The 18,269-nt window shown below is 76.4% G+C and carries 16 protein-coding genes and 1 other RNA gene; 9 read left to right on the plus strand and 8 right to left on the minus strand.

The window, feature by feature from the left end; all coding sequences use genetic code 11:
- Positions 1-2: 2 nt before the first annotated feature.
- Positions 3-2,522, plus strand: a complete 2,520-nt coding sequence (locus ACFU5J_RS17835) for a glycoside hydrolase family 2 protein (RefSeq protein WP_430579622.1) — start codon at positions 3-5, stop codon at positions 2,520-2,522.
- Positions 2,515-4,821 (plus strand): glycoside hydrolase family 3 N-terminal domain-containing protein, encoded by a 2,307-nt coding sequence (locus ACFU5J_RS17840; protein ID WP_430579623.1) that lies wholly within the window; start codon positions 2,515-2,517, stop codon positions 4,819-4,821. Before ACFU5J_RS17835 ends, ACFU5J_RS17840 begins: the two co-directional genes overlap by 8 nt.
- Positions 4,822-4,834: 13 nt before the next feature.
- On the opposite strand, the gene ACFU5J_RS17845 is transcribed toward ACFU5J_RS17840, so the two are convergent.
- Positions 4,835-5,416 (minus strand): GNAT family N-acetyltransferase, encoded by a 582-nt coding sequence (locus ACFU5J_RS17845; protein ID WP_430579624.1) that lies wholly within the window; start codon positions 5,414-5,416, stop codon positions 4,835-4,837.
- A gap of 34 nt (positions 5,417-5,450) precedes the next feature.
- Positions 5,451-6,887, minus strand: coding sequence for a dihydrolipoyl dehydrogenase family protein (locus tag ACFU5J_RS17850; RefSeq protein WP_430579625.1), 1,437 nt, complete (start codon positions 6,885-6,887; stop codon positions 5,451-5,453).
- A gap of 118 nt (positions 6,888-7,005) precedes the next feature.
- On the opposite strand from ACFU5J_RS17850, the gene ACFU5J_RS17855 reads away from it, so the two are divergent.
- Genes ACFU5J_RS17855 through ACFU5J_RS17870 form a run of 4 tightly spaced genes read left to right on the plus strand, consistent with a single transcriptional unit; the run spans position 7,006 to position 11,156 of the window.
- Complete coding sequence (locus tag ACFU5J_RS17855) at positions 7,006-8,748, plus strand: bifunctional 3'-5' exonuclease/DNA polymerase (RefSeq protein ID WP_430579626.1); 1,743 nt, start codon at positions 7,006-7,008, stop codon at positions 8,746-8,748.
- Positions 8,749-8,773: 25 nt separating this feature from the next.
- The gene (locus tag ACFU5J_RS17860) at positions 8,774-9,661 is read left to right on the plus strand and encodes a Nif3-like dinuclear metal center hexameric protein (RefSeq protein WP_430579627.1); all 888 of its coding nucleotides are present in this window, start codon (positions 8,774-8,776) and stop codon (positions 9,659-9,661) included.
- 47 nt (positions 9,662-9,708) lie between these two features.
- Positions 9,709-10,458, plus strand: coding sequence for a zinc ribbon domain-containing protein (locus tag ACFU5J_RS17865; protein ID WP_430579628.1), 750 nt, complete (start codon positions 9,709-9,711; stop codon positions 10,456-10,458).
- Positions 10,458-11,156 (plus strand): histidine phosphatase family protein, encoded by a 699-nt coding sequence (locus tag ACFU5J_RS17870; RefSeq protein ID WP_430576051.1) that lies wholly within the window; start codon positions 10,458-10,460, stop codon positions 11,154-11,156. The genes ACFU5J_RS17865 and ACFU5J_RS17870 overlap by 1 nt, the downstream gene beginning before the upstream one ends.
- Before the next feature lie 31 nt (positions 11,157-11,187).
- Here the strand turns inward: ACFU5J_RS17870 and ACFU5J_RS17875 are convergent, their stop codons facing one another.
- Genes ACFU5J_RS17875 through ACFU5J_RS17885 form a run of 3 tightly spaced genes read right to left on the minus strand, consistent with a single transcriptional unit; the run spans position 11,188 to position 13,651 of the window.
- On the minus strand, positions 11,188-11,526 hold the full coding sequence (locus ACFU5J_RS17875) for a TfoX/Sxy family protein (protein WP_430576050.1): 339 nt from the start codon (positions 11,524-11,526) through the stop codon (positions 11,188-11,190).
- Between the two features lie 49 nt (positions 11,527-11,575).
- Complete coding sequence (locus ACFU5J_RS17880; protein ID WP_430579629.1) at positions 11,576-12,412, minus strand: YaaA family protein; 837 nt, start codon at positions 12,410-12,412, stop codon at positions 11,576-11,578.
- Between the two features lie 45 nt (positions 12,413-12,457).
- Positions 12,458-13,651, minus strand: coding sequence for an FAD-dependent monooxygenase (locus ACFU5J_RS17885; protein ID WP_430579630.1), 1,194 nt, complete (start codon positions 13,649-13,651; stop codon positions 12,458-12,460).
- Positions 13,652-13,716: 65 nt separating this feature from the next.
- Between ACFU5J_RS17885 and ACFU5J_RS17890 the strand changes: the two genes are divergently transcribed.
- The 3 genes from ACFU5J_RS17890 (at position 13,717) to rnpB (ending at position 15,206) form a co-directional block, all read left to right on the plus strand.
- Positions 13,717-14,325 carry a PadR family transcriptional regulator gene (locus tag ACFU5J_RS17890; protein WP_430579631.1) on the plus strand — a complete coding sequence of 203 codons (609 nt, stop codon included), beginning with the start codon at positions 13,717-13,719 and terminating at the stop codon, positions 14,323-14,325.
- A gap of 70 nt (positions 14,326-14,395) precedes the next feature.
- Positions 14,396-14,779: a tautomerase family protein gene (locus tag ACFU5J_RS17895; protein ID WP_430579632.1), complete on the plus strand. Its 384-nt coding sequence runs from the start codon at positions 14,396-14,398 to the stop codon at positions 14,777-14,779.
- A 37-nt stretch (positions 14,780-14,816) separates the two neighbouring features.
- Positions 14,817-15,206, plus strand: an RNA gene (rnpB, locus tag ACFU5J_RS17900) — RNase P RNA component class A.
- A gap of 3 nt (positions 15,207-15,209) precedes the next feature.
- Here the strand turns inward: rnpB and ACFU5J_RS17905 are convergent.
- From ACFU5J_RS17905 to ACFU5J_RS17915, 3 genes are all read right to left on the minus strand, one after another.
- Positions 15,210-16,385 carry an epoxide hydrolase family protein gene (locus ACFU5J_RS17905; RefSeq protein ID WP_430579633.1) on the minus strand — a complete coding sequence of 392 codons (1,176 nt, stop codon included), beginning with the start codon at positions 16,383-16,385 and terminating at the stop codon, positions 15,210-15,212.
- A gap of 144 nt (positions 16,386-16,529) precedes the next feature.
- Positions 16,530-17,372 (minus strand): alpha/beta hydrolase, encoded by an 843-nt coding sequence (locus tag ACFU5J_RS17910; RefSeq protein ID WP_430579634.1) that lies wholly within the window; start codon positions 17,370-17,372, stop codon positions 16,530-16,532.
- Between the two features lie 16 nt (positions 17,373-17,388).
- Positions 17,389-18,213, minus strand: coding sequence for an alpha/beta fold hydrolase (locus ACFU5J_RS17915; RefSeq protein ID WP_430576043.1), 825 nt, complete (start codon positions 18,211-18,213; stop codon positions 17,389-17,391).
- Between the last annotated feature and the right edge of the window lie 56 nt (positions 18,214-18,269).

An 18,269-nucleotide genomic window follows, 5' to 3' on the forward strand; every position in this document is an offset into this window, starting at 1 on the left:
GCGTGCTGCGCACCGTGGACCTCGGCGGTCCCGCATGGGTGGTGCGCCCGGTGGGCGCGCTCGCCGAGGGAGCGCCCGACCGGACCGCCGCCGGGTGGGAGGTACCCGCCGTCGTGCCCGGGTGCGTGCACACCGACCTGCTGCGGGCGGGCGTGATCCCGGACCCCCTGCAGGGCGGCAACGAGGCGGCGGTCCAGTGGGTCGGGCTCACCGACTGGGAGTACACGACCCGCGTCGAGCTGGAGGAGGCGCCGGCGCAGGGCGAGCGCCGGCACCTCGTGCTCGACGGGCTGCAGACCGTCGCGACCGTGACCGTCAACGGCGCGGAGGTCGCCGCCACGCGGAACATGCACCGCCGGTACCGGGTGGACGTCACGGACGTCGTCGCGCCGGGGGACAACGAGCTGCGCGTGCGGTTCGCGTCGTCCGCGCGCGCGATGCTCGACGCGGCCGGCGACGACCCGCTGCCCTACGACTGGGCCTACCCGTACAACGAGCTGCGGACGATGGCCTGCGAGGTCGGGTGGGACTGGGGCCCGACCCTGGTGTCGGCGGGGATCTGGCGCCCCGTCCGGCTCGAGCGGTGGCACACCGCCCGCGCGGAGGTCGACGTGACCACGACGACGTCGGCCGACCTCGCCCGGGGTGTCCTCGTCGTCGGACTCGACGTCGAGACCGCCCCGCAGGGCGCGCACGCCGGCGGCCTGGAGGTGGAGGTCGTGCTCGCCCGGCCGGGCGACGCGGCGCCCGCGACGACGTGGCGCCGCCCGGTCGGGCCCGGGCGGAACCGCCTCGAGCTCGACGTGGAGCGCCCCGAGCCGTGGTGGCCCCGCGGGTACGGCGAGGCGGCGCTGCACGACGTCGCGGTGCGACTCGTGGACGCCGCCGGTCGCGTGCTGCAGGAGGACCACCGCCGCGTCGGCTTCCGGCACGTCGCCGTCGACACGACGCCGGACGAGCACGGGCGGGCGTTCACGGTGCGGGTCAACGACCGGCCCGTGTTCTGCAAGGGCGCGAACTGGATCCCGGACGACGTCCTCGTCTCCCGGATGACGCCCGCCCGCTACGCCGAGCGCGTCGGGCAGGCCGTCGACGCGCACATGAACACCCTGCGCGTGTGGGGCGGCGGCATCTACGAGGACGAGGCCTTCTACGCCGCCTGCGACGAGCTCGGCGTCCTCGTCTGGCAGGACTTCGCCTTCGCGTGCGCCGCCTACCCCGAGCACGATGAGATGCGGGCGGAGGTCGCCGCCGAGGCCGACGACGTGGTGCGGCGGCTCGCCGCGCACCCGAGCGTCGTCGTGTGGAACGGCGCGAACGAGTGCGTCCTCGGCTGGGAGGACTGGGGTTGGCGCGCGCAGGTGCGCGACCGGGCCTGGGGCGAGGGGTACTACCGCGAGGTGCTGCCCGCGGCCGTCGCCGCGCACGCGCCCGGCGCGGTGTACGTGGCGAACAGCCCCGTCGCGTCCGAGCCCGGGGTCCACCCCCAGGTGCCCGGTGACGGCCCGGTGCACCTGTGGGACCCGTGGAACCTCTTCGACTACGCCCACTACCGGGACGAGATCCCCCGGTTCGTCGCGGAGTTCGGCTACCAGGCACCGGCGACCTGGCCGACGCTCGCCGAGGCGCTCGGCACCGTCCCGGACCGGCCCGACGACGCCGCCCTCGCGGCGCGGCAGAAGCAGCCGGCGGGGCAGCGGAACCTCGTCGACCGGCTCGCCGGCCGGTTCCCCGACCCGGCGGCGCTCGCCGCCGGCACCGAGCGCTGGCACCTGGCGACCGGGCTCAACCAGGCGCACGCGCTGCGGTCCGGCATCGAGCACTTCCGGTCCTGGTGGCCCCGGACCGCCGGTGCCCTGGTCTGGCAGCTGAACGACGTCTGGCCGGCCCTGTCGTGGTCGCTCGTCGACCACGGCGGCCGCCCCAAGCCGGCCTGGTACGCCGTCCGCCGGGCCTTCGCCGACCGGCTGGTGACGATCCAGCCGCGAGAGGCCGGGCTCGCCGTCGTGCTCGTCAACGACACCGACGAGGTCTGGGCCGACCTGCTCACGGTGCGCCGCGCGCACGTCCTCGACGGCGAGGTCGCCCGCGAGGCGCGGGAGGTGGTCGTGCCGGCGCGGTCCGTCCTCACGGTCCGGGTGGGCCCGGGCATCACCCAGGCGGGCCACCGGCGGGAGGAGCTCGTGGTCGCGGAGACATCGCCGGCCGGGGACGGGGCCGACGGCGCGCACCGCGCCGTGCACGCCTTCGTCCGCGACGACGGCATGCGGTGGCCGGCGCCCGCGGTGACGCACACCGTCGAGCGGCGCGGGGAGGACCTGCTGGTGCGCCTGGAGGCCGGCGTCGCCGTCGCCGACGTGCAGGTCGAGTCGCCGGGCCTGCGCGCGGACGCCGCGCTGGGCACCCTGCTGCCCGGCGAGCGGGCCACCGTCGTCCTGCGCCCCGAACGCCCGGGGACGGGCGGCCTCGACGCCGACCCCCCGATCCGGGTCCGCACCAGGAACGAGCTCTTCCATGCCTGAGGCGACCCGCGCCCCCGCCCACGACGCCACCGAGGCGAGGCTGGACGCCCTGGTCGCCGGCCTCACCCTGCGGGAGAAGGTGGGCCAGCTCAACCAGCGGCTGCTCGGGTGGCAGGCCGTCGAGCGCGTCGGTGGCGGGTACCGCCTCACGGACACGTTCCACGCCGAGGTCGAGAGGTGGGGAGGGCTGGGCGCCCTCTACGGGCTCTTCCGGGCCGACGCCTGGTCCGGCCGGGACTGGGAGACCGGGGTGCTGCCGCAGGACCGGGCGGAGGTCGCGGCCCTGGTGGCGGACGCCGTGCGTGCCGCGTCGTCGCACGGCATCGGCGCCCTCGTGGTCGAGGAGGCGCCGCACGGCCACCAGGCGCTCGGGGGTCCGCTCCTGCCGACCAACCTCGCGGTCGGCTCGGCCTGGGACCCGGACCTCTTCGCGGAGGCGGCCGAGGCGGTCTCGGCCCTGCTCCGGGCCGACGGCGTGCACCTGGCGCTCGTCTCCGCGCTCGACCTGCTGCGCGACCCGCGGTGGGGGCGCAGCGAGGAGTGCTTCTCCGAGGACCCGGACCTGTCCGCGGCGCTCGCGGCCGCCCTCGTGGAGGGGATGCAGGGCACGGACCGCGCCCGGGTCCGTGCGGGCGAGGGCGTCGGCGTCGTGCTCAAGCACCTCGCCGGGCAGGGCGAGGGCGTCGGCGGGCGCAACGGCCACTCCGCGTCCCTCGGTCCGCGCGACCTGGCCGCGCTGCACCTGCGCGCGGCCCGCGCCGGCGTCGACGCGGGCGCCCTCGGGCTCATGGCGGCCTACAACGACATCGACGGGATCCCGTGCCTGGCGAACGCCGGCCTGCTGACCGGCACGCTGCGCGACGACTGGGGCTTCGACGGCCTCGTGATGGCGGACGGCAAGGCCGTGGACCGGCTCGTGGAGATCCTCGGCGAGCCGCGCGCCGCGGCCGCGGCGGCGCTGTCGGCCGGCGTCGACCTGAGCCTGTGGGACGAGTCGTACACGCGGCTCGAGGAGGCGGTCGACGACGATCCCGCGCTCCACGGTGCGATCGACGCGGCCTGTCGGCGCGTGCTCCGGGTCAAGGCCGAGCTGGGCCTGCTCGGAGACGCCGTGGACGGTGGCCGCCCCGCCGCCCGCGACCGCGTCGACCTGGCGGATCGCGCGCTGGGACTGTCCGAGGCGCTCGCCGAGCGCTCGGCCGTCCTCCTGCGCCGGGGCCCGCTGCCGTGGGCGCCGCGCGAGGGCGCACGGTGGGTCGTCGCCGGTCCGCACGCCGACCTCGCGACCTCGCTCCTGGGCGACTACGTGCCTCCCCTGCGGCCCGACGAGGCGGTGTCCGTCGCACAGGCCCTGGAGGGCCGGCTCGCGCCGGACGGGGCCGACGTCGCGCTCGTGCCGGGCGTGCCCGCGGCGGACGACCTCCGGGGGGCGGACGTCGTCGTCGCCGTCGTCGGGGGGACCAGCCACCGCGAGCCGGACGAGCAGTTCGCCGACAACGGTGCCTCCGCCGGAGCGACCGCCGCCGACTGCGGCGAGGGCGTCGACCGCGCCGACCTGCGCCTGCCCGCCGGCCAGGACGGGTTCCTGCGGCGGCTGCGCGGCGAGGTCGACGCCGTCGACGCCGGGCACGCCGGGGACGGCGGGCGGAGGCCGTGGCTCGTGGCGGTCGTCGTCGCGGGGCGCCCCTACGACCTGTCCGGTGTGCTCGCCACGGCCGACGCCGTGCTGCTGGCCTGGTACCCGGGCCCGCGGGGCGGCCGGGCGCTGGCGCGCCTGCTCGTCGGCGACGCGCAGCCGGTCGGCCGGCTGCCGGTGACGCTCCCGGCGGGAACGGGCGTGGTGCCGGCGCGGTGGAACGAACGGATGACGCCCGACGGGGTCTACCACGACGCGCCCACCGCGGCGCTCGCCACCGTGGGCGCCGGCTCGGGCTACGCCGACGTCGGCCTGCTGGGCTGGCGCGTCGCCGCGCGCGACGGGGGCCTCGTCGTCGAGGTGGACGTCCTCGGCCGCGCGGCGGGCGGCGCGGTGGCGTGGACGGGACCGGCGGAGGAGGTGGTGCGCGTGGTCGTGCGGCGCCGGGGCTCGCTCGAGTGGACGCGGCCCGAGCTGGCGGCGTTCGCGCGGGTCCGCGTGCGGCCGGGGGAGCGGGCGACGGTGGTGCTCACCGTTCCCCGCGACCGGGCGTTCGTCGCCGAGCCCGCGCCCCTGGCCCTGGTCGAGACCGACCTGACCGTCGTGGTGGGCACGCGGTCCGAGCGGCGCACGGTGGCCCCGGAGGCCGCGCCGGCACGCTGAGCGCCGTGGTGCCTCAGGCGCGCACCACGGCGGCCAGGACCGCGTCGTGCAGGTCCCGGTCGGCGAGGACGAGCCGCACGGCGCCGGGGTCGGGGTTGCCGGCGTCGGGCCCGCGCCACACGAGCCGCAGGCCGGCCTTCTCCGCCGTCGCGCGCGACGCGGCGTTGTGCTCCAGCAGGAACGCGACGACGGGGACGTCGGGCCGGCGCTCCGCGGCGAGGTCGAGGGCCGCCCGGGAGAGCTCGACGGCGAACCCGTGGCCCTGCTGCTCGGGGGACAGGCGGTAGTAGAGGTTGAGCGCACCGGTGGGGCGCAGCCGCACGCCCCCGATCCCGACGAACGTGCCGTCGTCGCGTCGCCGGACCGTCCAGTAGCCGATGCCGTCGCGCTCCCAGTCGGCCGCGAAGCCCTCCACCTGACCGGCGGTCTGCTCGCGGCTGGTGTGCCGCCCGACGGGGTAGTGCACCCACACGCGCGGGTCGGCGTGCAGGTCGTGCAGCGCGTCGAGGTCGGCGAGCGTGACCGGCGCGAGGTCGAGGCGGTCGGTGGCGTGGTGCCCGGAGGCCGGGGTCCCGGTGGCGTGGTGCGAGGTCACGGCGTGACGCTACGGGCCGGTACCGACAGGCGGGTCACCCCTCGTCGAGGTCGGCCAGCGCGCTCTCGATCGCGCGGTGGAACGTGGGGTAGGCGTAGATCATGTGGCGCAGCTCGGCGACGGGCACCCGTGCCTGCACCGCGAGCGTGAGGACGGCGAGGATCTCGCCGCCCGCCGGGCCGGCGACGGTCGCCCCGACCAGCACCCCGGCGTCGGCGTCCTCCACCAGCTTCACCAGGCCCGCGTTGCCCGGCCCGTGCACGAAGCCGCGCGAGGAGGCGGCCAGGTCGGTGCTGCCGGTGCGGACGGTGAGCCCCGCGCCGCGGGCGGCGGACTCGGTGAGGCCGACGCCGCCGATCTCCGGGTCCGTGAACGTCACGTGCGGGACGGCGCGGTAGTCCGCCCGCTCGCCGTCCTCGCTCCCGTCCGCGCTCCCGACGCCCCCGACCGTGCCGAGGATGTCCGCGACGGCGATGCGCGCCTGGTACATCGAGACGTGCGTGAACGCCCCCTTGCCCGTGACGTCGCCGATCACCCAGACGCCGTCGGCGGCGCGGAGGCGGTCGTCGACGGCGATCGTGCGGCCGGTGTCGTCGATGCCCGCCGCGGCGACCCCGAGCCCGCGCAGGTCGGTGCGGCGCCCCGCCGCGACCAGCAGCCGCTCGGAGACGAGCTGCGTGCCGTCACCGAGGGTGAGCGTGAACCCGGAGCCGTCGTGGCTCACCCCGGTGACCTTCGCGTCGGTGCGCACGCCGATGCCCTCGGCGGCGAACCGGCCGGCCAGCAGCTGGCTCGCCTCCGGCTCGTCGAGCGCGAGGAGGCGCGGCCCGGCCTCGACGACCTCGACCGCGGTGCCGAACCGCGCGAAGACCTGCGCGAGCTCGCAGCCGATGGCCCCGCCGCCGAGCACCGTGAGGGACGCCGGCGCCTCGGTGGCGCGCACCGCGTCCCGGTTGGTCCAGTACGGCGTGCCGGCCAGGCCCTCGACGGGCGGCACCGCGGGCTCCGTGCCCGGGTTGAGGAGCACGCCCCGCGCGGCGCGGAACCGGCGCTCGCCGTCGGCGGTGTCGACCACCACCTCGCGGGGCCCGACGAGGCGGCCGCGGCCCCGCACCACGCGGGCGCCGGCCTTCTCCAGCCGCTCGACCGCCGCGGTGTCGTCCCAGTCCGCGGTGGCGTCGTCGCGCACCCGTCGCGCGACCGGCGCCCAGTCCGGCGTGACGTCGACGCGCCCGGTGAGCGTGCCGGCGCGCCGGGCCTCGGCGAGGGCGTCCGACGCGCGCACCATCATCTTGGTCGGGATGCAGCCGTAGTAGGGGCACTCGCCGCCCACGAGGCGGGCCTCCACGGCCACCACGTCCAGCCCGGCACGCGCCAGGCGGCCGGTCGCGTCCTCGCCCCCAGGGCCGGTGCCGATCACCACCACGTCGACGGTCTCGACGGACGGTGCGGCGGGTGACGTGGCGGTCATCGGTCCTCCTCGCTCGGGGTGGCCCCCGGGATGCCGGGGCGGCCTCGCACAGCGCACCACATCGGCGTCCTGGTCGCGCGGCGACACACGCGTCGGTGGCGCGGGGCAGGATGGCGGCGTGCACGTCGTCCTGACCCGAGAGCCCGGCGGCACGGTCCGCGTGCACGACGGTGCGCCTCGCGCCGTGCCGGCCGCCGACCTGCCGGCCCTCGTCGTCGACGGCGAGTCCGCCGGCCGCGACGCGCCCCGTCCGCGCTGGACGTGGGACGACACGAACCGCTGGTACCCCGCCCTGCTGCGCGCCGGGGTCCGGGTGGAGCGCGCGCACGACCTGCGGCTGGTGCACAGGATCCTGCGGCACTCCGCCCCCGCGGCCGGCTCGGCGCTCGCCGCCGCGCCGCCCGGCGTCTGGGACGCCATGGCGCCCACCCCGGCGGGCACCGTGCCGTCGGTGGGGGCGCGCCGGCCGCCGCAGGACGACGCGCTCTTCGACCTCGCCGGCCCGGCACCGTCCGCCCCGACGGCGGAGGCGGAGGGGTGGGACCCGGCCGTGGAGCTGGGGCTCCAGGAGGACGCGGTGCGCGGGTCCGCCGCGCCCGGGCGCCTGCGCCTGCTCGCGGCGGGGGAGTCGGCGGGCGCCCTGGTGGCCGCCGAGATGCACCACGCCGGGCTGCCGTGGCGCGGCGACGTGCACGACGCGATCCTCACCGAGGCCCTGGGCCCGCGTCCCCCGGAAGGGCAGCGGCCCGTGCGGCTCGAGGAGCTCGCGCGGCAGATCCGCACGGCGCTCGACGCCCCGCCGTCCCTCAACCCCGACTCGCACCCCGACCTGCTCAAGGCGATGCAGTACGCCGGCGTGGGGGCCCGCAGCCTGCGCAAGTGGGAGCTGTCGACGATCGACCACCCGGTGGTCGCGCCGCTGCTGGAGTACAAGAACCTGTACCGCCTGCTCACGGCCAACGGCTGGCACTGGCTCGACGAGTGGGTGACCGACGGCCGCTTCCGCACCGAGTACGTGGTGGGCGGCGTGGTCACGGGCCGCTGGGCGTCGACGGGCGGTGGCGCGCTGCAGCTGCCCAAGGGGGTGCGGCGCGCCGTCGTCGCCGACCCGGGCTGGTGCCTCGTCGTGGCGGACGTCGCGCAGCTCGAGCCGCGCGTGCTGGCGGGCATGGCGGGCGACGAGGCGATGGCGGGCGCGGGCCGGGCGGGCGACCTGTACGCGGGCATCGTCGCGTCGGGGGCGGTGCCGACCCGCGAGCTCGCCAAGGTGGGCATGCTCGGCGCGATGTACGGCGGCACGACCGGGGCCAGCGCCCAGGTGCTGCCGAGGCTCGGCCGAGAGTACCCGCGCGCGATCGCGCTGGTGGAGGAGGCGGCCCGCACCGGTGAGCGCGGCGGGGTCGTCTCGACGTGGCTCGGGCGGTCGTCGCCGGCGCCCGGCTCGGCCTGGGACGAGGCGCAGGCGGGCGCCTTCGCGGACGACGCCGGCGCCGACGCCGCGGCGCGCGCCCGGTCGGTCACGCGGTCGTGGGGCAGGTTCACCCGCAACTTCGTGGTGCAGGGCACCGCCGCGGAGTGGGCGCTGTGCTGGATGGCGTCGATCCGGCGGCGGCTCTGGGCGCTCGGCACGGCGCCGGAGGCCCGCCCGGGCCTGGCGCCCGCGCCGTTCGCCGACCGGCCCCACCTCGCGTTCTTCCTGCACGACGAGGTCGTGGTGCACGCGCCCCTCGAGCTCGCCGACGCCGTCGCCGCCGAGGTGCGGGCCGCGGCCGAGGAGGCCGGCCGGCTGCTCTTCGGCGACTTCCCGGTCGACTTCCCGCTGACGGTCGCGACCGTCGACTCGTACGCCGACGCCAAATGACCGTCCCCGGCTTTAGGGTCGGGCCATGACCACCGGCACCACAGACAGCGCCCCCGCCCTGCGCGACGTCGTCGCCGTCCTCGAGGACCTGTACCCGCCGGCGACGGCGGAGGGCTGGGACGCCGTCGGGCTGGCCCTGGGCGACCCGGCCGCGCCGGTGCGCAAGGTGCTGCTCGCCGTCGACCCGGTGGCCGAGGTCGTCGACGAGGCGATCGCGTGGGGCGCGGACCTGCTGGTCACCCACCACCCGCTGTTCCTGCGGCCGGTGCACTCGGTGGCGGCCACCACGTTCAAGGGCGACGTCGTGCACCGCCTGCTGACGGCCGGCTGCGGCCTGTACGTGGCGCACACCAACGCCGACTCCGCGCCGCGCGGGGTCGCGGACGCGCTGGCCGACCTGGTCGGCATCGGCGAGCGCCGGCCCCTGGTCGCGCGGGACGACGCGGACGGCGTCGAGCGGGGGATCGGGCGCGTGGGCCGGCTGGCCGAGCCGACGACGCTCGGGGCGTTCGCCGAGCGCGTCGCCGCCGTGCTGCCCGCCACGGCGCAGGGCGTGCGGGTGGCGGGCGACCTGGACGCCCCGGTCACGACGGCCGCCGTGGTGGGCGGGTCGGGCGACTCGCTGTTCGACGCCGTCCGCGCGGCCGCCGTCGACGTGTACGTGACCGCGGACCTGCGCCACCACCCGGCCTCCGAGCTGCGCGAGCGCGCCGTCTTCGAGGCCAGCGGCACGGACGCCCCGTCGGCGACGCCGTACCTCGTCGACGTGGCGCACTTCGCGAGCGAGTGGCCGTGGCTGCGGTACGCCTCGGAGGATCTTCTGGGGCGGCTGCCAGAGGGTACGGTGACCACCAGGGTGAGCACGATCGGCACCGACCCGTGGACCGCGCGGGTGGCGAGCACGGCTCGCTGACGCCGCCGAGCCCCCGACCAGCTGAACACACGCGAGAGGACCCACCCGTGGCCACTGCACCGTCCGAGGACCAGCGCCGACTGCTCGAGGTCCAGGCCTTCGACACGCGGCTGCAGCAGCTCGTCCACCAGCGCCGGAACCATCCGTCGCTGGCCACGATCGCGGAGCTCGACGGGCGCATGGGCGACCTGCACACCTCGCTCGTCGACTCCCGCACCGCGGTGGGCGACCTCGAGCGCGAGGTCGCGAAGGCGGAGGCGGACGTCGCGCAGGTGCGCACGCGCGCGGCGAAGGACCAGCAGAAGCTCGACTCCGGCGCCCTGTCCGCGAAGGACTCCCAGGCCCTCGTCAGCGAGCTCGAGTCCCTCGCGCGCCGGCAGTCGGTGCTGGAGGACACGGAGCTCGAGGTGATGGAGCGGCTCGAGGCGCACCAGGGCGCGCTCGCCGAGGTGGAGTCCGCGCACGCGGAGCTCCAGGCCGCCAAGGACGCCGCGGTCGCCGAGCGCGACGCGGCGTGGGCGGAGATCAACGCGACGGGGTCGACGGTCAAGGCGGAGCGCGAGGCGGCCGCGGCGGGACTCGACGCGGGCCTGCTCGCCCTGTACGACAAGCTGCGCGCGCAGCTCGGCGGCGTGGGAGCCGCGGCACTGCGCGGCGGCCGGTGCGAGGGCTGCCGGCTCGAGCTCAACCCGGGCGACCTCGCGGCCGCCAAGGGCGCGCCGAAGGACCAGATCGTGCGTTGCGAGGAGTGCGGCCGCATCCTCGTGCGCCTGCCCGACGAGGGCGCGGCGGCCTGATGGCCCGCCCGTCGGGGGCGAGCCCGCTGGACCCTGCCGCCACCCGGACGGTCGTCCTGGTGCGGCACGGCGTCACGGCCCTGACGGAGGCGCGCGCCTATTCCGGCGGCAGCGTCCCCGGTCCGTCGCTCAGCCCGCGCGGGCGCACCCAGGCGGCGCGCGCCGCGGACGCCGTCTTCCGGATCGGCAAGGACCTGTGGCCCGACCTGCCCCGCGCCGGTGCCCTGGTCGCGTCGCCGATCGTGCGCGCGGTCGAGACGGCCGCCTCGATCGGACGCCGGACCGGGCAGCACGTGCGCACGGACGCGCGGTTCGCCGAGGGCGACTTCGGGGCCTGGGAGGGCCTGACGCCCGAGGCCATCGCCGACGGCTGGCCGGACGAGCTGGCGGCGTGGACCGCGACCGGCACCGCCCGCGCCCCGGGCGGCGAGTCGTACCAGGACGTGGGGGAGCGGGCCTGGCCGGGCCTGCGTGACGTCGTGGCCGCGGCCGACCCGGCCGCCTCGAGCGTCGTCGTCGCGCACACGGTGACGATCCGCGCCCTGGTGGGCCGCGCGCTCGGCGCCCCGCCGGCGTCGTGGCCCCGGCTGCGGGTGCCGCCGTGCTCGCTCACGGTGCTGCGGTTCGCCACGGCGGCCGGCGGCGACGAGCCCGCCCTCGCCGAGGTCACCGTGACCGGGTTCCCGACCGACGTCTGAGGACGGCCGCCGGGGCCGCCGGGGCCGCCCGTCAGCGCTTCGGCGGCTTGGGCGGGGTCGCGAGCGCCAGGTCGACGCCGCGGGCCACCCAGCCGTGCAGCGCGGCCTCGTCGGCCGTGACCGACGGGGGCACCCCGACCATGCCGTGCATGACGCGCTCGCCCATCCGCAGCTCGTGCGCGCCGTCGGCGAGGGCGTCGTCGTAGCCGTCCGTGCCGACGCGCACCATCAGCTCGTCGCGCGTGATCCCGACGGCCATGTGCGTGTGCACCATGAACGCCAGGCCGCCGAACATCTTCTGCTCGGTGAAGTCGGCGCGCTCGCCGACGGCGTCGCGCACGCGGGCGGCGAGGTCCTCGTCGTAGGCCATGCGGCCAGTGTGCGCCGGGTGGGCTCGATCCCGCCCGCCGGCCGGGCGGTCAGGCGATGACGACCTCGAGCGTGCGCGGCCCGCGTCGCGTGGCGGCGTCGTGCAGCGTCGCCTCGACCATCCGGTACGACAGGCCGGTGCCCACCTCGGTGCCGATGACCTGGCCGTCGAGCTCGCGGGCGGCGTCGAGGAGGGTGGCGGCGGTGGTCGGCGCGGGGCCGGAGCGGCGCAGCAGGTGGCCGGTGAGCACGCCGCGCGTGTGCTTGGCGTTGTGCGAGACGACCGTGCGCCTGCCGTCGGCCTCCCGCACCACCCGCACGGTCACCCAGTCGGCGGCTCCCTCGCCCGTCGTGACGGGCTTCCACGCGGCCAGGTAGGTCGCGGAGCGGCAGTCGACGACGACGTCGCCCGCGGCCCGCGCGTCGAGCGCCGCGGCCAGGTGCGGGCGCCACGCGGCGGCGAGCTTGCCCACCCCCGGCAGGTCGACACCCATCGAGAGCCGGTAGGCGGGGATGAGGTCGGCGGGGGAGACGGCGCCCCACAGCCCGGAGAACACGCGCACGTCGCGGGCGGCGACGCCCGTGAGGTCGGCGGGGAGGTCGGCCAGGCCCGCGGCGGCGTACAGGACCCCCGTGTACACGCGGGAGGCGGCCGCGGTGGGCGCGGCCTTGAGCTCGGTGTTGCGCGCGACCTCGTCGCCGAGCGACGCACCCACGCCCAGGAGGTCGGTGGCGTCCGGCCGGGCGCTCGCGGCGGCGAGCGCGTCGAGCACCGCGCGGCGCTGGTCGGTGAGGTGTTCCGCCGCCGTGAGTCGGGCCAGGTCGACCGGGGCGGCACCCTCGGGCGCGGGGGTCTTGCCCTCGGAGGGCGGCAGGCAGATCAGCACCCCGACACCCTAAGCGGGCGCGCCCCGCGGGCGGTCACCGGGACGTCACCGGGGGAGCGCGACCGGCTCGTCCCACTCGACGCGGTAGTCGGTGACCCAGTCGTGGGTGGCGCGCGCGGCGGCGCGGCCCACCAGCGGCAGGACGACCCGGTCGCGCAGCGTGCGCGTGGCGAGGCTCGGGATCTTGAGGTTCGCGGTGCGCCGGGCCTGGGCGACGAGCCGCTCCACCCGCCGGCGTCGCAGCCCCTCGAAGGCCGCGAACGCGGCGGCGGGGTCGCCGACGTCGCGCAGGCAGCGGGCCAGGACGAGGCCGTCCTCGACCGCGAGCGACGCGCCCTGGCCGGACGTCGGGGAGATGGCGTGCGCGGCGTCGCCGACGAGCCCTAGTGGGCCGCGGTGCCACACCGGGACCTGGGGCAGGTCGCGGGTGCTCCACGGGCCGAGGACCTCGGGGGTCGCGTCGAGCAGCGCGAGGGCCGGCGACGCGTCGTCGGAGAGGAGGCGCCGCAGCTCGGCGCGCCAGACCTCGGGGGACCGGGCGGCCAGGTCGGCGTCGGAGGGCTCGGCGGCGTGCGGGACGTTCGCGAACCACCACACGTCGCCGGGCCCGCGCCGGACGTAGGCGAAGAACGCGCGCCTCCCGAAGACCATGGTGAAGACGCCGTCGGGGCCGTCCACGTGCACGCCGCGCGCGTAGCCGCCCGTGTTGAGCAGGCCGGTGTAGCGCGGGGCGGGAGTCGCCGGGTCGAGGATCCGCCGCGTGCGGGAGCCGATGCCGTCGGCCCCGACGAGCAGGTCGGCCGTGGTCTCGCTGCCGTCGGCGAAGGCGGCCGTGACCCGGCCGTCGGCGCGGACCTCGGCGTCGACGAGGCGGCGGCCGTGCTCGACCACGATGCCGCGCCGCTCCGCCTCGTCGCGCAGGGCGGCGTAGAGGTCGGACCTCCGCACCGTCTGGCTGCGCAGCCCGCCGGCGGGAGAGCCCAGGGGGATGGTGGCCAGCAGCCGGCCCGCGGCGTTGCGCATCTGCATGGTGGGGGTGTCGAAGCCGCCCAGCGCTGCGGGGTCGACGCCGAGCACCCCGAGCGCGTGCAGGCCGTTCGGCGCGACGGTGAGGAACGCCCCCGCGTCGTCCGCCGAGCGGTCGTGGGCCTCGGCGACGCGCACGCCGATGCCGGCCTTCTGCAGTGCCATGGCGGTCGCCGGCCCGGCGACCCCGCCTCCGATCACCAGTGCATCCATGACGACACCATAAAATGGATAGCCATAAAATGGCAAGTGGAGGGTCGACGACCTAGGCTGTGCCCGTGACCGACCGACCCCGCTCGCCGCTGGCGATGGTGCTGCTCGCGCTCCTCGCCGAGCAGCCGATGCACGCCTACCGGATGCAGCGACTGCTCAAGACGCGCCAGAAGGACGCCGTCGTCAACGTGGCGCGCAGCAACAGCGTCTACCAGGCGCTCGACCGGCTGGAGCGCGACGGGTACGTGGCCGTGCACGAGAAGGTCGCCGCCGACTCCGCGCCCGCGCGCGTCGTGTACGCCCTCACCGACGCCGGGCGCGACGTGCTGTGGCAGTGGATGGACGCCGCGCTGGCCGCGCCCGCCCGCGAGTTCCCGGAGTTCCGGGCCGTGCTCGCTGTCATCGCCCTGCACGACCCCGCCGCCGTCGCCGACCGGCTCGAGGAGCGGGCCGCGCACCTGGAGGCGGCGCTCGCGGCGGCCGAGGCCGAGGACGACGTCGTCGCGGGGATGGGCCTGCCGCGGGTGCTCATGCTCGAGCACGAGCACTTCGTCGTCGTGACCAGGGCCGAGCTCGCCTGGGTGCGGGGCGTCGTCGCCGACCTGCGCTCCGGTGCGCTGACCTGGGACGCCGACCAGATGCGCGCCACCAGCGCCGCCCACGACCGCGCCTGAGCCGCCGCGGCGTCCGTCTGCTGGGATGCCCCTGGGCCGTGCCGCGGGGCCTCCGCTAGCGTCGCCGGGCATGGTCCACGTGAAGGTCTACGGCAACCGTTCGGTGTGGGGTCAGCGGCGCGCGGAGGTCTCCGACGCCGTGCACGCGGCGCTGGTCGGGGCCTGGCAGATCCCGGAGGAGAAGCGGTTCCACCGCTTCCTGCTGCTCGACGACGGTGACCTGGTCGCGCCGCGCTCGGACGACTACCTGATGATCGAGATCGTCGCGTTCGCCGGGCGCTCGCGGGAGGCGAAGCGGGAGCTGATCCGCCGCGTCTACGACGACGTCGCCCCCGCGCTCGGCGTGGACGCCGACGACGTCGAGCTCGTCGTCATCGAGTCGCCCGCCGAGAGCTGGGGCATCCGCGGGCGGTCGGGGGACGAGCTGTCGCTCGGCTACAAGGTCGACGTCTGAAGCCGCAGGCGGGACCGCATAGACTGTGCGGCGCGGACGAGTCGGTCGGACGGTCGCGTCGGCGGTGCCCTCGGGCGTCGTCGCCGAGGAACGTCCGGGCTCCGAAGGGCGAGGTGGTGGCTAACGGCCACCCGGGGTGACCCGCGGGACAGTGCCACAGAAAACAGACCGCCGTCGCCGGGCGACCGGAGGCGGTAAGGGTGAAACGGTGGTGTAAGAGACCACCAGCGCGGCCGGTGACGGTCGTGGCTCGGTAAACCCCACCTGGAGCAAGGTCAGACAGGGAGCGTTCGAGGGTTGCCCGCCCGATGCTCCCGGGTAGACCGCTCGAGCCCTGCGGCAACGCAGGGCCTAGATGGATGACCGTCGCCCGTGCCGGGGCAACCCGGCGCGGGAACAGAACCCGGCGTACAGACCGGCTCGTCCGCACTCATCTGCTCGCGGCCAGCACGGCCGCGAGGCCCGCGCGCAGGTCCTCCACGAAGAAGTCGGGGACCTCCAGCGACGGGAAGTGGCCGCCGCGCTCGGGCTCGGTCCAGCGGACGATCCGCCGGTAGCGCCGGTCCGCCCACGCGCGCGGGGTGCGCGACTCGATGTCGCCGGGATACATGGTGAGGGCGGAGGGGACGTCCACCCGCAGGTCGGGGTCGAGCGAGCCGGGGCTCTCGGCATAGATGCGGGCCGCCGAGGCGCCGGTCCGGGTGAGCCAGTACAGGGTGACGTCGTCGAGGATCCTGTCGCGCGAGATCGTCTCGAACGGGCTGTCCACGGTGTCGGACCACTCGGCGAACTTGTCGAGGAGCCAGGCGAGCAGGCCGACGGGCGAGTCGACGAGCGAGTAGCCGATGGTCTGCGGCCTCGTCGCCTGCTGCGTCGCGTACGCCCGGTGGTGGAGCCAGAAGTCGCGGGTCTCCTCGGTCCGCCGGCGCTCCTCCGTCGTCAGCCCGTCCGTCGTCATCCCGGGCGGTGCCAGGGCGAGCGTGGTGTGGATGCCGAGCACGTGCGCGGGGAACCTCCCGCCGAGGACCGCGGTGACGTTGCCACCCCAGTCGCCGCCGTGGGCGACGAACTCGTCGTAGCCGAGCCGGCCCATCAGCTCCACCCACGCGGCCGCGGTCTTCTCGACGCCCCATCCGGTGGTGGCCGGCCTGTCGCTGTAGCCGAAGCCTGGCAGCGACGGGACGACGACGTGGAACGCCGGCGCGTCGGGGTCTGGGGGGTCTGCCAGCTCGTCCACCACGTCGACGAACTCGGCGATGCTGCCCGGCCACCCGTGCGTGACGACCAGCGGTGTGGCGTCCGCGCGCGGCGAGCGGCGGTGCAGGAAGTGGATGCCCAGGCCGTCGATCGTCGTGCGGAACTGGCCGATCCCGTCCAGGCGGGCCTCGAACGCCCGCCAGTCGTACGCGGTGCGCCAGTGGTCCACGACGTCCACGAGGTCGGCGAGCGGCACGCCCTGGTCCCAACGGCGCGGGTCGGGCGCGGGGCGGCGGACCGTCTCGGGCTCCGGCAGCCGCGCCGCGGCCAGGCGTGCGCGGAGGTCGTCGAGCTCGGCGTCGGTGGCGCGGGACTCGAACGCCTGGACGTCGCCGGACAGGTGGGTCATGGGGGCTCCTGGTCGTCGCGAGGCCGGCCCCGCCGTCGTGGGCCGACCTCACGGTTCTACCAAGCGGTGCCGACACGCCTCGGCGGCGGCAGGGTGCGGCGCCGGGGGCGGGTGCCGCCCCCGGCGCGTCCGCCTCGGCCGGTGTCAGGCCGTGGCGCGCTCGGCCCCCTGCGCGTGCTCGAGCGCCCAGGTGAGGGCGTGGTCGGCGACCCGCTCCCACCCCGGCGCGCCGCAGGTCCAGTGGTCGCGGCCCTCGAACTCGTAGTACTCGGTGAGCGCCGGGGACTTCTCCCAGTGCTTGGCGTTCGACCGGTTCACGGAGGCCGGCATGATGTGGTCCTGCTCGCCGGCGATGAACAGCAGCGGCGCCCGGTCGGTCGAGAAGTCCACCCAGGTCTCCTGGTGCCCGGGCTTGAAGTTGGCGATGAGGCCGTAGTCCCAGACCCAGCGTCCGGGAGCCGGGATCGCGTACCGGTCCCACACCGCGCGCGACTCCTCCTCCGAGAGGGTGTTCGTGAACGCGTAGTGGAACTCTTCGGGCGTGAACCCGACGGCGCGGTGACGGTTCGCGGGGTTCTTCAGGGCCGGGAAGATCGACCTCGCCTGGGACGGCGGGGTGACCCGGACGCCCTCGGTCGGGGCCGAGTCGATGACCACGCCCGCGGCGCCGAGGCCCCGGGCCAGCAGCATCTGGGTGAGGAGGCCGCCGAAGGAGTGGCCCATGATGATCGGCGGGCGGTCCAGGGCGGTGATGACGCCGGCGAGGTGTTCGACGGTCTCGGGGACGGTGAGGTCCGCGATGACCTGCGGGTCCTCGCGCAGCGCCTCGACCTCGACCTCCAACCCCGGGTAGGCCGGGGTCACGACGGTGAGGCCCTTCTCCTGGTAGTGCTGGACCCAGCCCTCCCAGCTGCGGGGGGTCATCCAGAGGCCGTGGACGAGGACGACGGTGTCGGGTGCGGTGCTGCCTGAAGTGTCGGAGCTCATGGTCGTGGGGTCCCTCTCAGGAGTCGATGAACGCCAGCAGGTCCGCGTGCAGCCGGTCGCGGTCGGTGTCGGGCAGGGCGTGGCCGCTGCCCGGATACGTCAGGAGGCGGGCGTCGGCGATCAGCTCGACCGACCGCTTCCCCCCGACGTCGTAGGGCACGATCTGGTCGTCGTCGCCGTGGATCACGAGCGCGGGGACGTCGATCTTGGCCAGGTCGGGCCGGAAGTCCGTCGCGGAGAACGCCGCGATGCACTCGTAGGCGGCGCGGTGCCCGCACGCCATGCTCTGGAGCCAGAAGGCGTCGCGGAAGCCCTGGTCGACGTCGCCGCGGCGGTTGTGACCGAAGAACGGCCCGTCGGCCAGGTCCCGGTAGAGCTGCGACCGGTCCGCGCGCTCGCCCGCGCGGATCTGGTCGAACACCTCCATCGGCAGCCCGTCGGGGTTGTCGTCGGTCCGCACCATGAGGGGCGGGACGGCCGACACCAGGACGACGCGCGCGACGCGGTCCGTGCCGTGCCGTGCGACGTACCGCACCACCTCGCCGCCGCCGGTGGAGTGACCGACGAGGGTGAGGTCGTGCAGGTCGAGCGCGTCGACCAGGCACGCCAGGTCGTCGGCGTAGGTGTCCATCTCGTTGCCGTCCCAGGTGCGGCTCGACCGTCCGTGGCCCCGCCGGTCGTGCGCGATGGCGCGGTGGCCGTGCTCGGCGAGGAACAGGGCGGCGGCCGACCAGGCGTCGGAGTTGAGGGGCCAGCCGTGGCTGAGCAGGACGGGTGTCCCCTCGGTGCCCCAGTCGGTGTAGTAGATCTCGGCACCGTCGTCTGCGGTGATGTAGGGCACGGTGTGCCTCCCTTGCGCTGATCGGGACGAGGACGCTCCGAGCGTCCCCGTGCGCG

The organism is Isoptericola sp. NPDC057559, assembly GCF_042801555.1.
GTDB lineage: Bacteria > Actinomycetota > Actinomycetes > Actinomycetales > Cellulomonadaceae > Isoptericola.